The organism is Diaphorobacter sp. B2A2W2 (genome assembly GCF_056730635.1).
This window is the reverse complement of record NZ_JBWZOR010000010.1, coordinates 36819-49699: the sequence shown is the minus strand read 5'-3', so window position 1 is coordinate 49699 and position 12881 is coordinate 36819. Positions and strand designations below refer to the sequence as shown.

General features: G+C 67.3%; 14 protein-coding genes. 5 read left to right on the top strand and 9 right to left on the bottom strand.

Going from position 1 to position 12881, the window contains the following annotated elements; all coding sequences use genetic code 11:
- Nucleotides 1-12 precede the first annotated feature (12 nt).
- Nucleotides 13-474: a DUF1178 family protein gene (locus AC1PPL_RS15380; protein WP_287805564.1), complete on the top strand. Its 462-nt coding sequence runs from the start codon at nucleotides 13-15 to the stop codon at nucleotides 472-474.
- A gap of 51 nt (nucleotides 475-525) precedes the next feature.
- On the opposite strand, the gene AC1PPL_RS15375 is transcribed toward AC1PPL_RS15380, so the two are convergent.
- Both AC1PPL_RS15375 and AC1PPL_RS15370 read right to left on the bottom strand, forming a co-directional pair.
- Complete coding sequence (locus tag AC1PPL_RS15375; RefSeq protein WP_015912623.1) at nucleotides 526-2328, bottom strand: ABC transporter transmembrane domain-containing protein; 1803 nt, start codon at nucleotides 2326-2328, stop codon at nucleotides 526-528.
- Between the two features lie 30 nt (nucleotides 2329-2358).
- Nucleotides 2359-2727, bottom strand: a complete 369-nt coding sequence (locus AC1PPL_RS15370) for a hypothetical protein (RefSeq protein WP_220638621.1) — start codon at nucleotides 2725-2727, stop codon at nucleotides 2359-2361.
- Nucleotides 2728-2775: 48 nt separating this feature from the next.
- Between AC1PPL_RS15370 and AC1PPL_RS15365 the strand changes: the two genes are divergently transcribed.
- Entirely contained in the window at nucleotides 2776-3432 is a 657-nt protein-coding gene (locus AC1PPL_RS15365; RefSeq protein WP_220638622.1) for an ABC transporter ATP-binding protein, read from the top strand.
- A gap of 43 nt (nucleotides 3433-3475) precedes the next feature.
- On the top strand, nucleotides 3476-4105 hold the full coding sequence (locus AC1PPL_RS15360) for a LysE family translocator (protein WP_103737334.1): 630 nt from the start codon (nucleotides 3476-3478) through the stop codon (nucleotides 4103-4105).
- Between the two features lie 63 nt (nucleotides 4106-4168).
- Here the strand turns inward: AC1PPL_RS15360 and gdhA are convergent, their stop codons facing one another.
- From gdhA to AC1PPL_RS15345, 3 genes are all read right to left on the bottom strand, one after another.
- A complete protein-coding gene (gene gdhA / locus AC1PPL_RS15355) occupies nucleotides 4169-5512 on the bottom strand; it encodes an NADP-specific glutamate dehydrogenase (protein WP_015912627.1) in 1344 nt (447 codons plus the stop codon).
- A 329-nt stretch (nucleotides 5513-5841) separates the two neighbouring features.
- Entirely contained in the window at nucleotides 5842-7815 is a 1974-nt protein-coding gene (gene mutL, locus AC1PPL_RS15350) for a DNA mismatch repair endonuclease MutL (RefSeq protein ID WP_479973660.1), read from the bottom strand.
- 43 nt (nucleotides 7816-7858) lie between these two features.
- Complete coding sequence (locus AC1PPL_RS15345) at nucleotides 7859-8110, bottom strand: glycine zipper 2TM domain-containing protein (protein ID WP_011804420.1); 252 nt, start codon at nucleotides 8108-8110, stop codon at nucleotides 7859-7861.
- A 213-nt stretch (nucleotides 8111-8323) separates the two neighbouring features.
- On the opposite strand from AC1PPL_RS15345, the gene AC1PPL_RS15340 reads away from it, so the two are divergent.
- Complete coding sequence (locus AC1PPL_RS15340) at nucleotides 8324-8986, top strand: DedA family protein (RefSeq protein WP_015912629.1); 663 nt, start codon at nucleotides 8324-8326, stop codon at nucleotides 8984-8986.
- A gap of 108 nt (nucleotides 8987-9094) precedes the next feature.
- Here the strand turns inward: AC1PPL_RS15340 and AC1PPL_RS15335 are convergent, their stop codons facing one another.
- The 4 genes from AC1PPL_RS15335 to tsaE form a co-directional block, all read right to left on the bottom strand.
- On the bottom strand, nucleotides 9095-9325 hold the full coding sequence (locus AC1PPL_RS15335; RefSeq protein WP_015912630.1) for a glycine zipper domain-containing protein: 231 nt from the start codon (nucleotides 9323-9325) through the stop codon (nucleotides 9095-9097).
- A gap of 120 nt (nucleotides 9326-9445) precedes the next feature.
- A complete protein-coding gene (locus tag AC1PPL_RS15330) occupies nucleotides 9446-9778 on the bottom strand; it encodes a cupin domain-containing protein (protein ID WP_479973659.1) in 333 nt (110 codons plus the stop codon).
- 34 nt (nucleotides 9779-9812) lie between these two features.
- A complete protein-coding gene (locus AC1PPL_RS15325) occupies nucleotides 9813-11261 on the bottom strand; it encodes an N-acetylmuramoyl-L-alanine amidase (RefSeq protein WP_047350035.1) in 1449 nt (482 codons plus the stop codon).
- Entirely contained in the window at nucleotides 11258-11767 is a 510-nt protein-coding gene (gene tsaE / locus AC1PPL_RS15320; protein WP_103737363.1) for a tRNA (adenosine(37)-N6)-threonylcarbamoyltransferase complex ATPase subunit type 1 TsaE, read from the bottom strand. Before tsaE ends, AC1PPL_RS15325 begins: the two co-directional genes overlap by 4 nt.
- On the opposite strand from tsaE, the gene queG reads away from it, so the two are divergent.
- The gene (gene queG, locus AC1PPL_RS15315) at nucleotides 11750-12835 is read left to right on the top strand and encodes a tRNA epoxyqueuosine(34) reductase QueG (RefSeq protein WP_313145022.1); all 1086 of its coding nucleotides are present in this window, start codon (nucleotides 11750-11752) and stop codon (nucleotides 12833-12835) included. The genes tsaE and queG overlap by 18 nt on opposite strands.
- Nucleotides 12836-12881: the final 46 nt, after the last annotated feature.

Genomic DNA, 12881 nt, shown 5'->3' with positions numbered 1-12881 from the left:
TGAGGGTTGGCCTTGAAAGTACTCGACCTGCTGTGTTCGCTCGACCACACGTTTGAAGGCTGGTTTGCGAGTGAGGGCGACTTTCACAGCCAGCAGGCCCGTGGCCTGGTGCAGTGTCCGATGTGCGGAGACTCGCAGGTGCGCAAGGGGGTCAGCGCTCCCCGGTTGAACCTGAGCACCGGGGCCTCCACATCACGGGAAGCCGCTGCGATGGCTCCCGCTCCCGTTCCGCCAGAAGGGGTATCTGCCGCCTTTCAGGCTGCATGGCTTGCCATGGCGCGCCGGGTCATGGCGCAGACCGAGGACGTGGGAGACCGCTTCGCATCCGAGGCACGCCGCATGCACTACGGCGAGACGGAAGAGCGCGGCATACGCGGCCAAGCGACGCCTCAGGAAACCGCCGAGCTGCTGGATGAGGGCATTGCAGTGCTGCCGCTGGCGTTGCCGCAGGCAGCGAAAGAGCCTCTGCACTAGGGTTCTGGCTTTGGCTGACTCTAGCGCGTCGGCGCCGCCCCCAATGACCCTTCAACGCGAGAACTGCAGCGCTGCCAAGCGGGCATAGACGCCGCCCTGATGCAGCAAGTCCTCGTGCCGCCCCTGCTCGACCATGCTTCCATGGTCCATGACCACAATGCGGTCCGCATGCTGGACGGTGGCCAGCCGGTGGGCGATGACCAGGGTAATACGTTGGCGGGAATGCTGGCGAAGCGCGGTGTCCAGCGCAAGCTGCACGGCACGCTCGCTGTGCGCGTCCAGGGCGCTTGTGGCCTCGTCCAGGAGCAGTACGGGGGCGTTCTTCAGCAGCGCGCGGGCTATGGCAATGCGCTGGCGTTGGCCTCCTGAGAGGCGCACGCCATGCTCGCCGAGAAAGGTGTCGTACCCCTGCGGCAGCGCGTCGATGAATTCATGGGCAAATGCGGCGCGTGCCGCTGCTTCCACCGCGTGCCGGCTCGCCTGCGGATCGCCATAGCGGATATTGTCCAGGGCCGATGCGGAAAAAATCTCGGCGTCTTGCGGAACCACGCCAATGTGGCTTCGCAGCACCTGCGGGTCCATGTCGCGCAAATCCACGCCACCCAACGTGATGCGGCCCTCGCTCACGTCGTAGAAGCGTTGCAGCAATTGAAAGACGGTGGACTTGCCGGCGCCGCTGCTGCCCACCAACGCAACGGTTTCTCCTGGCAGCAGGCGCAGGTCGAAGTGGCGCAGCGCGGGTGGCACGGGGCGCGAGGGATAGGAGAAGCCTACGCCCGTGAACTCGATCGAAAGGTCTGTGGCCCGCGGCATGGCGGGCCGGGATGGTGCGGCAAGCGTGGGGCGTGTTGCGAGCAGTTCCATCAGCCGCTCCATCGCACCCGCGGCGCGCAACAGGTCGCCATAGACCTCGCCCAGCACGGCTACGGCACCCGCGAGAAACATCGCATAGAGAATGGTCTGCCCCAGTTGCCCGGCCGAGAGCGTCCCTGCGAGGACCGCCTGGGCCCCGAGATACAACCCCCACAGCAACAGCGCGGCGCTGGCAATGATGATGAAGGCCATCAGCGCTGCACGGGCGCCGCTGCGGCGCAGGGCTGCGCGCAGCGCACTCTCCGTAGCCGCCGCGAAGCGGGCGGCCTCGCGCGCTTCTGCGGTGTAGCTTTGCACCACGGGAATGGCGCCCAACACCTCTGCGGCGATGGCGCTGGCATCTGCCACGCGGTCCTGGCTTGCGCGTGACAGACGCCGAACACGCCGTCCGATCCACATCGACGGCAGCACGATGGCGACGATGGCCCCGAAGGCGAGCGCCATCACGTAGGGTGTGCTCCAGATCAGCATGCCCAGCGCCCCGGCGCCCAGCACGGCATTGCGCAGCCCCATGGACAGCGATGAGCCCACGACGGTCTGCACCAGTGTCGTGTCGGCCGTGAGGCGCGACAGCACTTCCCCCGTTTGCGTGGTTTCAAAGAACTCCGGGCTCTGCCGCAGCACGTGTGCGTAGACGGCGTTGCGCAGATCTGCCGTGACGCGTTCGCCCAGCCAGCTCATGAGGTAGTAGCGTGCGGCCGACGCCAATCCAAGTGCCACGGCGACCGCGAACAGCACCGCAAAGTGCGTGCGCAACGCGGGTGCGCCGACGCCTTTTCCCCCGGGGGTGGCTGCGCTAATCGCGCCATCGATCAATTGACGCAGGGCCGTGGGAAAGGCCAGCGTCGCCAAGGCGGCGAGCAGCAGAAACGCCATCGCGCCAGCGAGGTGTATCCGGTAGGGACGCAGGAACGGCGCCAGTTCCCTCATCAGGTGGCGCATGTCCTGGGGTTTTTTCTGAGCGTTGGTGGACCTTGCCATGCGCCAGTGTAGGGCGGAAGAGTCGCTGGGTTACGCGGCGCCGAAGCGGTCCACGAACGCCGCTGCAAAGGCCGGGCCACCACTGAGGGTCAGCGTCAAGGTCACCCACGCCTGGGGCTGGGATTGTGGTCGTGGATGAATTTGCCGTTCGTGGATGTCGAACCCCAGCGCCAGCAAGGGCAACCCGTCGCGCTCGCACTGCAGGTCGTAGTCCCACAGTCCTCCCGTCTCGACCGGGCCGCGCAGAGCGCCGAACTCGGTGTGCGCCCAGTCCAGCAGCGCTGTAATCTCCGCTAGCAGCTCGGGCAGGCGATCCGTGGGCACGCTCGCCACGGCATCCCAGGTGGCCGTGCCTTCCTCATCCTCGCTGTAGTCAAAATCCAGAAAATGCAAAGTCATGCGACAACCCAGCCCTGTGATGCGGGCGCTGTTTCTTCAGGAGAAATCATGCTGAAGTGCCCCGAGCCTATTGCATCCCCGCCCGCGTTGCGGGCCGACGGGATCTGCTTCGGCTTTGCGCAACGGCCCTTGTTCCAGCATTGGAGCGCGGATTTTCCCGCAGGCCTGGTGCTGGTGCAGGGTGGGGACGGGGCGGGCAAGACCAGCCTGTTGCGCCTGATGGCCGGAGAGTGGGCGCCGCAGGCCGGGCGGATGCTGCTGCATGGCACGAGCGCGACTCAGAATCCTGCGCAATACCGGGCACAGGTCTTTTGGCGCGACCCGCGCGCGCCGTGGCCGCAGGCGATGACGGCGCGGGACTGGGCCGCCGGGCTGCGCACGGTCCATGCGCGCTGGTCCGAGGAGGACTGGCACGCCCACGTCGTGGGCTGGGGCATTGCCGGGCATTTGCACAAGGCCATGCACCAGCTTTCCGCAGGCAGCCAGCGCAAGGTGCTGATGGCCGGTGCACTGGCCAGCGGCGCCCCACTGACATTGCTGGATGAGCCGCTGGCCGGCCTGGACAAGGCGTCCATTGCCTACCTGCTGCAGGCGCTGCAGCGGGAGGCAAGTGCACCCCGCACCGCTGGGCGCGTGTTAGTAGTGGCGCATTACGATGCGTTGGGCGATCTGCCCTGGCGCCACCGGGTGGTACTGCCGGAATAAACTGGCGCACCTTTTCCCGCGCCCGCTGGCGCAAGGAGTTGTCGTGGAAGCCCTGCTGTTTGCCCCCGCCGCCGTTGCCATTGCGCTCACGCCCGGCCCCAACAATTTCTGCGGGCTCAACAACGGCATCCGCGCCGGTGTCGCAGCCGCGCTGATCGCGACCGTGGGGCGGGTGGCCGCATTCGCCATTTTCCTCAGTGTCTCGGCCGTGGGATTGGGGGCCATGCTGCTGGCTTCGGAGGCCGCATTCACGGCCGTCAAATGGGCCGGCGCCGTTTATCTGTTCTGGATTGGCTGGCGCGCATGGCGCAGCCGGGAGTTCGGTGGCGCGGCGCTGGTCGAGGGAGATGAGGCACCCGCACCCGCGCGCGCCTCGGTGCGCGCCCTGATGGCACAGGAGTTCCTGCTGGGCATCACCAACCCCAAGGCCATCATCCTCTTTGCGGCCGTCTTCCCGCAGTTCATCGATCCGGCACAGCCCGCGGCGCGGCAGTTCTTGGTGCTGGGCAGCATCTACCTGATGGCGGAATTCGTGGCCACAGCGGTGTATGCCACGTGCGGGCGGCAGATCCGCCGCGTGATTCGCACGCAGCGCGGCGTGGTGCGGCTGAACCGTGCCACAGGTGGCTTCTTCATGGGAGCTGGCGGCTTGTTGCTGACGGCCAACCGCTAAAAAAAGCCGGCCCAGGGGCCGGCTTGCGCCGTGTGCCGCAGGCGCGGGGCCTGCGCAGGGGTATCAGACCACGCCTTGCGCCAGCATGGCGTCGGCCACCTTCACGAACCCAGCCACGTTGGCACCGTTGATGTAGCTCACGCTGCCATCGGCGCGCTTGCCGTATTGCAGGCAGGCGGCGTGGATGCCCTGCATGATCTGGAGCAGGCGCGCATCCACTTCGTCGCGGGTCCACGACAGACGCATCGCGTTCTGGCTCATTTCCAGGCCCGAGGTGGCCACGCCACCGGCGTTGCTGGCCTTGCCCGGTGCGTACAGCACGCCCGCCTGCTCGAACAGCTTGGCTGCCTCGTTGGTCGAAGGCATGTTGGCGCCTTCAGCCACGCACAGCACGCCGTTCTTGATGAGGGTGTTGGCGTCGTTCTCGTCCAGTTCGTTCTGCGTAGCGCAGGGCAGAGCCACGTCCACCTTGACATGCCAGGGACGCACGCCGGCTTCGAACTTCACACCGGTGCGGGCGGCGTAGTCGCTCACGCGGCCGTAATGGTGGTTCTTTACGTCCATCAGGATGGCCAGCTTCTCGGGGGTGAAGCCGTCTTCGTCGATGATGGTGCCGCTGGAGTCCGACACGGTGATGACCTTGGCGCCGAGTTGCATGGCCTTTTCCACGGCGTACTGGGCCACGTTGCCCGAGCCGGACACGGACACGCGCAGGCCGTCGAAGCTGCGGCCGCGGGTCTTGAGCATCTCGTCGGCGAAGTACACCGTGCCGTAGCCGGTGGCCTCGGGGCGGATCAGCGAGCCGCCGAAGGCCAGGCCCTTGCCCGTGAACACGCTGGCGGCGTTGTTGGCCAGTTTCTTGTACATGCCGGCCATGAAGCCGACCTCACGGCCGCCCACGCCGATATCACCCGCGGGCACGTCGGTGTCGGGACCCACATGGCGGAACAGCTCCGTCACGAAGGCCTGGCAAAAGCGCATGACTTCGGCCGGGCTCTTGCCCTTGGGGTCGAAGTCCGAGCCGCCCTTGCCGCCGCCCATGGGCAGCGTGGTCAGGGCGTTCTTGAAGGTTTGCTCGAAGGCCAGGAACTTCAGCACCGACAGGTTTACCGAGGGGTGAAAGCGCAGGCCGCCCTTGTAAGGGCCGATCGCCATGCTGTGCTGGATGCGGTAGCCGCGGTTGATATGCACATTGCCGTGATCGTCGAACCAGGACACGCGGAACATCACCACCCGCTCGGGCTCCACCAGGCGCTCCAGCAGGCCTTGCTCGGCATAGCGCGGGTTCTTTTCGATGAACGGCCACAGGCTTTCCATGACCTCGGTCACGGCTTGCAGGTATTCGGGCTGGCCGGGGTTGCGCTGTGCAACCTGTTCAAGGAAATGGCCCACGGATTGGTGCTTCATAAGGACTTTCTGCTCAAGGGAAATTAGCGATGCGGCAATGCAGCATCGAATTATGTCAAAAAGACATGTGGTTATGCACCATTTTGGATTTGATGCCCCGCAATGGGACAGGTTTTCGGGGTTGTCGTGCGTTGCTGGTGCGTTTTCTTGCGCGCTTTTGGTGCGAAGTCGGCGGCGAATGCCCTGTTGCGCGGGATTGCGCAACGGTTTGACAGGGGCACGGCTGCGCCGTCCTGGGCACCGCCAAAGCAGCGCTGGCAGTGCAAGGCAGTCGGGGGAGAAGGGAATGCCGCTGGGTGGTAGCGGCGTGAGAGGGTGTGTGGATGCGCTCAGCGCCCGCGCAGGAACAGCGCGTCCAGCTCTTTCATGCTGAGCTGGCGCCAGGTGGGGCGGCCGTGGTTGCACTGGTCGGAGCGATCGGTGACTTCCATCTGGCGCAGCAGGGCGTTCATCTCGTCCAGCGTCAACCGGCGATTGGCCCGCACGGCGCCATGGCAGGCCATGGTGGCAAGGATCTCGCTCTGCGCGCGCTGCACCACGGTGCTGGCGTCATGGGTGGCCAGCTCGGCCAGCACGCTGCGCGCCAGCTCCACGGGGTTGCCCTGGGCCAGCGTCGTGGGCACGGCGCGCACGGCCAGGGTGCGCGGCGAGAACGGCACGACCTCCAGTCCCAGCAGGGCCAACGTGTCGGCATGCGCCTCGGCGGTCGCCACCTCTTCGGGGGTGGCGGCAAAGGTGGCGGGGATGAGCAGTGGCTGGCTGGCGATGCGTGCACCTTGGTCCACCTGGGCCTTGAGCCGCTCGTACACGATGCGTTCGTGCGCCGCATGCATGTCCACCACCACCAAGCCTTGTGCGCTTTCGGCCAGGATATACACGCCATGGACCTGCGCCACGGCGCGGCCCAGCGGCCAGGTGTGTGCATCCTCGACGTGCGCAGTCGCCATGTCGACGGCAGCTAGTGGAGCCGCGCTGGCGGGCGAGAAGGACGGCGCCGTGGGCGTGCCTGGAGCGACCGGTGCCATGGCGGTGATTGCCGGCATACCGGGCGGTGGCGCAGCCGTGGATGTGCCCCATAGAGCTTGCAGGTCAGAGACCTTGTGGCCTGCGCGCTCTTCAAATTTGATAGCTGCTTGCGCTTGCCAATAGGGGGGATGAGCCGGGTTTCTATCTGAATCGCCCACGGATGGAGCGGCAGGCGCTACAGAAGTTGAAGCGGCGGCAGCCGCCAGCGCCTGCGCGCGCGGCGCCGCCAGAGCGTTCTCCACCGCGTGGCGCACGGCCTGGTGCACCTCGCGGCTGTCGCGAAAACGCACCTCGATCTTGGTCGGGTGCACGTTCACGTCCACACGCTGCGGGTCGATCTGTACGTATAGCGCGTACACCGGCTGCTTGTGGCCGTGCAGCACGTCCTCGTAGGCGCTGCGCGCAGCGTGCGTGAGCACCTTGTCGCGCACGAAGCGGCCGTTCACGTAGCAGAACTGCTGGTCTGCACGCGAACGGGCGGCATCGGGCAGCCCGGCGCGGCCCGTCACCGTGACCGCGCCCAGGCGCAGGTGTACGGGTACGGAGTCGCGAATGAAGTCCTCGCCCAGCACGTCGCTCAGGCGCTGCTGCAGGGCCTGCTGGCGTTCGCCCTCGTCCGCAGTGGCAGCGGGAGCCAGGGTGGCGCGCCACTGCTCCACCAGCTTGCCTTCGTGCCAGATGGCAAAGCCCACATCGGGCCGCGCCAGCGCATGGCGGCGCACGGCCTCGATGCAGTGGGCGAGCTCGGTCGCGTCGGTCTTGAGGAACTTGCGCCGCGCGGGCGTGGAGAAGAACAGCTCCTTGACCTCCACGGTCGTGCCACGGCTGCGTGCCGCGGGGCGCAGTTCGCCGCTGCGCGCATCCAGCAGAAAGGCGCTGGCCTGCTGAGCGGTGCGCGACAGCAGCGCCATCTCGGACACCGACGCGATGGCGGCCAGCGCCTCGCCGCGAAAACCCATGGTGGCGACCGATTCCAGGTCGTGCAGGTTGGTGATCTTGCTCGTGGCGTGGCGGCGCAGGGCCACCGGCAGCTCATCCTGCGGGATGCCGCTGCCGTCGTCCTCCACGGCGATCAGGCGCACGCCGCCGGCCAGCAGGCGCACGGTGATCTGGGTGGCGCCCGCATCCAGGGCGTTGTCCACCAGCTCGCGCACGGCAGAGGCGGGGCGCTCCACCACTTCGCCCGCGGCGATCTGGCTGATGAGCTCGTCGGGCAGGTCGCGAATCGGGCGCCGGGGCGCGGGGGCGAGGGCGGTGTCGGAAGGCTGTGCGGTCACGCGGGGATTTTAGGTGGCGATGCGACCGCGGGTGCTGTAAGGGTCAGTGGCGGTGGCGGTAGCCGCGGTCGTTGTTGCGGCCGACCTCGTTACCGATCAGCGCGCCGGCAGCGGCGCCGCCCACGGTACCCAGCGTGGAGCCGAACACCGCGCTGCCCACCAGGCCGCCGGCCACGGCGCCGACGCCCGTGCCGATCTGTGCGTTGCTGGGCCGGTGGGCGCAGCCGCCCAGTGCAAGGGCGCCCGTGAGCAGTGCGGCAGTGGCGATCAGGCGGCTGTGGCGGAGGACGGTCATGGCGGTTCCTTTCGGGGAGATGGTCTTGTAATGAGGTGCGGCGCGGTGCGCACGCCGTGGGTGCACTATGGCGCGGCCGTGTGAAGTGTGCCCCGCGGTTTGTTTGCCAATTGCCAACAAGTGTGAGCAATTGCCAATGGTGGTGTGGTGCAACCAGGGGCATTGGGGGCGCGGGTACATTACGGCGCACTTCGCCAACGGGAGGTTTGTGTTTTGGAAGTCTTTGCGTTCCTGATCGATTTCATCCTGCATGTGGACAAGCATCTCGCCGCCTTCGTGGCCAGCTATGGCCCCTGGGTGTACGCGCTGCTGTTCATCATCGTGTTCGTGGAGACGGGCGTAGTGGTCATGCCCTTTCTGCCGGGTGACTCGCTGCTGTTCGTGGTGGGGGCGCTCAGCGGTGCAGGGCTGATGAACTTCCCGCTGGCCTGCGCGGTTCTACTGGCTGCGGCGATCCTGGGCGACCAGTGCAACTACAGCATCGGGCGCTATTTCGGACCCAAGGTATTCCAGTGGGAAAGCTCGCGCTGGTTCAACAAGAAGGCCTTCGACCAGGCCCATGCGTTCTATGAACGCTATGGCGGCATCACCATCGTGCTGGCGCGCTTCATGCCCTTCATCCGCACGTTCGCTCCCTTCGTGGGCGGCGTGGCGGCCATGGGGCGGGGCAAGTTCACGGCCTACAACGTCGGTGGTGCAGTACTGTGGGTCGTGGGCATCTGCACGGCGGGGTACTTCTTTGGAAACATGGCCTGGGTGCAGCGGCATCTGGACAAGATCATCTGGGCCATGATCTTCATCCCCGGCCTGATTGCCATCTTTGGCGCATGGCGCGCCGGGCGCAAGGCTCAAGGAACTGCGGTTGCTATTGAATAGATAGCTCGTAACGCTTATTAGAAAAGCGTTAGAGCCATATTCCATATAAAAAGCCACCGCCTCGCGAGAGGGGTGGCGTTCTGCATGGTGAGGCGCTCAGGCGGGCCGTCAACGGCGGCGATCGCGGTCCCGGTCCTCACCCAGTTCGTGGCCGATCAGCGCGCCAGCGGCGGCGCCGCCAATGGTGGCGGCCGTGCCGCCCACGGCGCTACCGAGTGCGCCGCCAGCCACGGCGCCGACACCGGTGCCGATCTGGGCGTTGGTGGGATTGGACGAGCAGCCCACCAGGCCCAGGGCGGCTGCGCAGGCGGCGGCGGAGAGAAGGTGGCGGTATTGCATGGTGGCTCCTTATGGTCAACAGACCCCGGTGTGGGGCCGTGACTCAACTGTCACCCCGCCGGCCCGGCGCCGGTGTAGGCCCGTCTTGCCGGCGCGTGTAGGACGCGGCGGCCCTCGGCCCTAAACCGGCACGAGACAGATCGTCACCAGCAGCGAGGCGTCCTGCAGCGCCCGCAGCACATGCGGAATGCGCGGCACCAGGTGCAGGAAGTCGCCCTCGCGCAGGGTATGCGACTGCGCGCCGGCCTGGAAAAGCACCTCGCCCTCCAGGCACAGCAGCGTGATTTCGCCCGGTGCGTCGTGCTGGTGCTGCTCTTTACCGGCGGGCAGCACCACGCGGATCACTTCCAGCTGGCCGGCCTTGATGAGGGCGCAGGTGGGGGTGCCGTGCAGGCGCGGCCCCAGGGGCCGGAGGCTGACGACTTCGCAGGACTGGGCGTGGGGCAGTGCCATGGCGGTCTCCTGGCCGCCGGCACGGCCGCGCTGCTCAGACGGTGCGGCTGCGCGCCAGCGGCGGGTTTTTCGCGAAGTATCGGACGATGCCGCGCATCAGCGCGTCGGCCAACTGCTCTTGATACGCGGCGGACCGCAGCTTGGACTCTTCCTCGGGGTTGCTGATGAAGGCCGTCTCCACCAGCACGCTGGGAATGTCGGGCGCCTTGAGCACGGCAAAGCCAGCCTGCTCCACGCGCGGCTTGTGCAGCTTGGCCATGCCGCCGATCTCGCCCAGCAGCACGCTGCCGAGCTTCAGGCTGTCGTTGATCTGCGCCGTGGTGCTCATGTCCAGCAGCGCGCGCTGCACATGGCGGTCCTGCTGAGCGCCCAGGTTCACGCCGCCGATCAGGTCGGCCTCGTTCTCCTTGTTGGCCAGCCAGCGCGCGGCGGAGCTGGACGCGCCGCCCTGGCTCAGCGCGAACACGCTGGCGCCGCGTGCCGACGGGGTGGTGAAGGCGTCGGCGTGGATGGACACGAACAGGTCCGCCTGCACGCGGCGCGCCTTGTCGACGCGCGCCGCCAGCGGCACGAAGAAGTCACCGTCGCGCGTGAGAAAGGCGCGCATGGGGTTGCCGCCCACCTGCGTGGCATTGATGCGGTCGCGCAGCAGGTGCGCCACTTTCAGCACCACGTCCTTTTCGCGCGTGCCGCGCGGGCCGATGGCGCCCGGGTCTTCGCCGCCGTGGCCGGGGTCCAGCGCGATGATGATGAGGCGGTCGGTGGAATACGCCGCGCGGGCCGTCGTGGGCGGGGTGGCGGGCGCGGCAGGGCGCGCCGGGGCGGCGGGTGCCGGCGCCACGGGTGCGGTTGCCACCGCCGTGCCCGGCACGGGCAGGGCAGGGGGCATGGCCTGCGGTGCGGAATGCCGTGCGATCAGGTCACCCAGCGGGTCCGTCAATGGGGGAGCCGCCATGGCGCGCCCTGTACCCGCGCTGCCGGGCAGCGGCGCGGTGGCGTCACGCAGCCGCTCGGCGATCAGCGCCTCCAGCGGGTCGGGCGGCTGCGCGGGATACAGGTCGAACACCAGCCGGTGCTGGTACGCGGCCACGGGCTGCAGCGTGAAGACCTGCGGCCGCGCCGCCTGCTTCAGGTCCACCACCAGGCGCACCACGCCGGGCGCGTTCTGGCCCACGCGGATGCCGGCGATGTTGGGGTCGTCTGCGCGCACCTTGGCGACCAGTTCGCGCAGCGAGGGGTTGAGGTCGATACCCTCGATGTCCACTGCCAGGCGCGGCGGCGTGTCCACGAAGGTCTGGCGGGCCGTGAGCGCGCGGTCCGATTCGATGGTCACCCGTGAATAGTCGGGCGCGGGCCAGACACGCACCGCGACGATGGTGGCGCCGCGCGCGATCTGCTGCGTGCCCAGCAGCAGTACCAGGCTACCCGCGCGCAGAAGAGTGCGGCGGCTGTGAAGGGGGGAAGGGCGGCGGGCATCGCTCATGGGGTGTCCAGTCCTTGCAGTATGGCGCTGCCATGGGGCGTGTGGGCTCGCAGCGTCACGTGCCGGGCTGAATCATCCTCCGCTTCAATGTGAATAGCAATATCCGCAGGCGGGATGAGGGTTCCTGCATGGCCAGGCCACTCGGCCAGCTTCAGGCCGGGGCTAGCGAAGATGTCGCGAAAGCCTGCGTCTTCCCACTCGCGCGGGTCGCTGAAGCGGTAGAAGTCGAAGTGCCAGATGTTCAGTCCTGGTGCCTGGTGCGGCTCGACCACGGCGTAGGTGGGGCTCTTGACGCGCCCCTGCACGCCCAGGGCGCGCAGCAGGTGGCGCACCAGCGTAGTCTTGCCCGCACCCAGGTCGCCATGCAGGGCGATGAAGGCATTGCGCAGGCCGGGCTGCGCGGCCAGGCGCACGGCGAAGCGTGCCGTGTCCTCCTCGTCCTTCCATTGCAGCGACAGGCAGTGCGGCGTTTCTACAATCGGGTGTTGATGGTGTGCAGCAGTCAACTCGTTCCTCAAATACAAGGCTGGGCCCGCGAGCTGGGATTTTCCCAAATCAAGGTGGCCGGCGTGGACTTGTCCTCCGCCGAGCCCGGATTGATGCAATGGCTGGCCCAAGGGTTCCATGGCGAGATGCATTACATGGCGGCGCATGGCCTGAAGCGTGCCCGCCCGGCGGAACTGGTGCCCGGCACCGTGAGCGTGATCACCGCGCGCATGGACTACCTGCCGCGCGCGATGGCGCTGGATGCCCCCGAAGGCTGGCAGGCCATTGAACTTGGCCGGCTGGCGCGACCCACCGAGGCGGTGGTTTCCGTCTACGCCCGGGGACGCGACTACCACAAGGTGCTGCGCGCGCGGCTGCAAAAGCTCAGCGACCGTGTCGCCGAGGCAGTAGGGCCCTTTGGCCACCGCGTGTTCACCGACTCGGCGCCGGTACTGGAGGCTGAGCTTGCGCGCCGCAGCGGCCAGGGTTGGCGCGGCAAGCACACACTGGTGCTGAGCCGCGAGGCCGGCTCGATGTTCTTTCTGGGCGAGATCTATGTGGACATGCCCCTTGAACCCACCGAGCCCGTCACGCACCACTGCGGCAGTTGCCAGGCATGTATCGACGTCTGCCCCACGCAGGCCATCATCGCGCCGTACCGCCTGGATGCGCGCCGCTGCATCTCCTACCTCACCATCGAGCACGCCGGGCCCATTCCGCTGGAGTTGCGTCCGCTCATGGGCAACCGCATCTATGGCTGCGACGATTGCCAGCTCATCTGCCCGTGGAACAAGTTCGCGCAGACCAGCAGCCTGCCCGATTTCGATGTGCGTGCGGGGCTGGTGGGGCAGCAGCTCGTGCATCTGTTTACGTGGGACGAGGAGACCTTCCTGCGCATGACCGAGGGCGGCCCGATCCGTCGCATCGGCCATGAGCGCTGGCTGCGCAACATCGCCGTGGCGCTGGGCAACGCGTTGCGCGCGACCCGCGACCCTGTCGTTCGCGCCGCGCTGGCTGCGCGTGCCAATGACCCGAGCCCGCTGGTGCGCGAGCATGTGGCCTGGGCGCTGGCACAGGAAAATGAATAAAAATGGCCTGCAACGCTTGCAGAACAAGCGCGAGTAGCTATTAATT

Excerpts from the sequence above, each read along its gene's own strand:
- AC1PPL_RS15375 (WP_015912623.1), bottom strand. The coding sequence starts at position 2,328 with ATGGCAAGGTCCACCAACGCTCAGAAAAAACCCCAGGACATGCGCCAC.
- queG (WP_313145022.1), top strand. The coding sequence starts at position 11,750 with ATGGTGTGCAGCAGTCAACTCGTTCCTCAAATACAAGGCTGGGCCCGC.
- AC1PPL_RS15345 (WP_011804420.1), bottom strand. The coding sequence starts at position 8,110 with ATGACCGTCCTCCGCCACAGCCGCCTGATCGCCACTGCCGCACTGCTC.
- AC1PPL_RS15325 (WP_047350035.1), bottom strand. The coding sequence starts at position 11,261 with ATGAGCGATGCCCGCCGCCCTTCCCCCCTTCACAGCCGCCGCACTCTT.
- gdhA (WP_015912627.1), bottom strand. The coding sequence starts at position 5,512 with ATGAAGCACCAATCCGTGGGCCATTTCCTTGAACAGGTTGCACAGCGC.
- AC1PPL_RS15365 (WP_220638622.1), top strand. The coding sequence starts at position 2,776 with ATGCTGAAGTGCCCCGAGCCTATTGCATCCCCGCCCGCGTTGCGGGCC.
- AC1PPL_RS15330 (WP_479973659.1), bottom strand. The coding sequence starts at position 9,778 with ATGGCACTGCCCCACGCCCAGTCCTGCGAAGTCGTCAGCCTCCGGCCC.
- AC1PPL_RS15370 (WP_220638621.1), bottom strand. The coding sequence starts at position 2,727 with ATGACTTTGCATTTTCTGGATTTTGACTACAGCGAGGATGAGGAAGGC.
- AC1PPL_RS15335 (WP_015912630.1), bottom strand. The coding sequence starts at position 9,325 with ATGCAATACCGCCACCTTCTCTCCGCCGCCGCCTGCGCAGCCGCCCTG.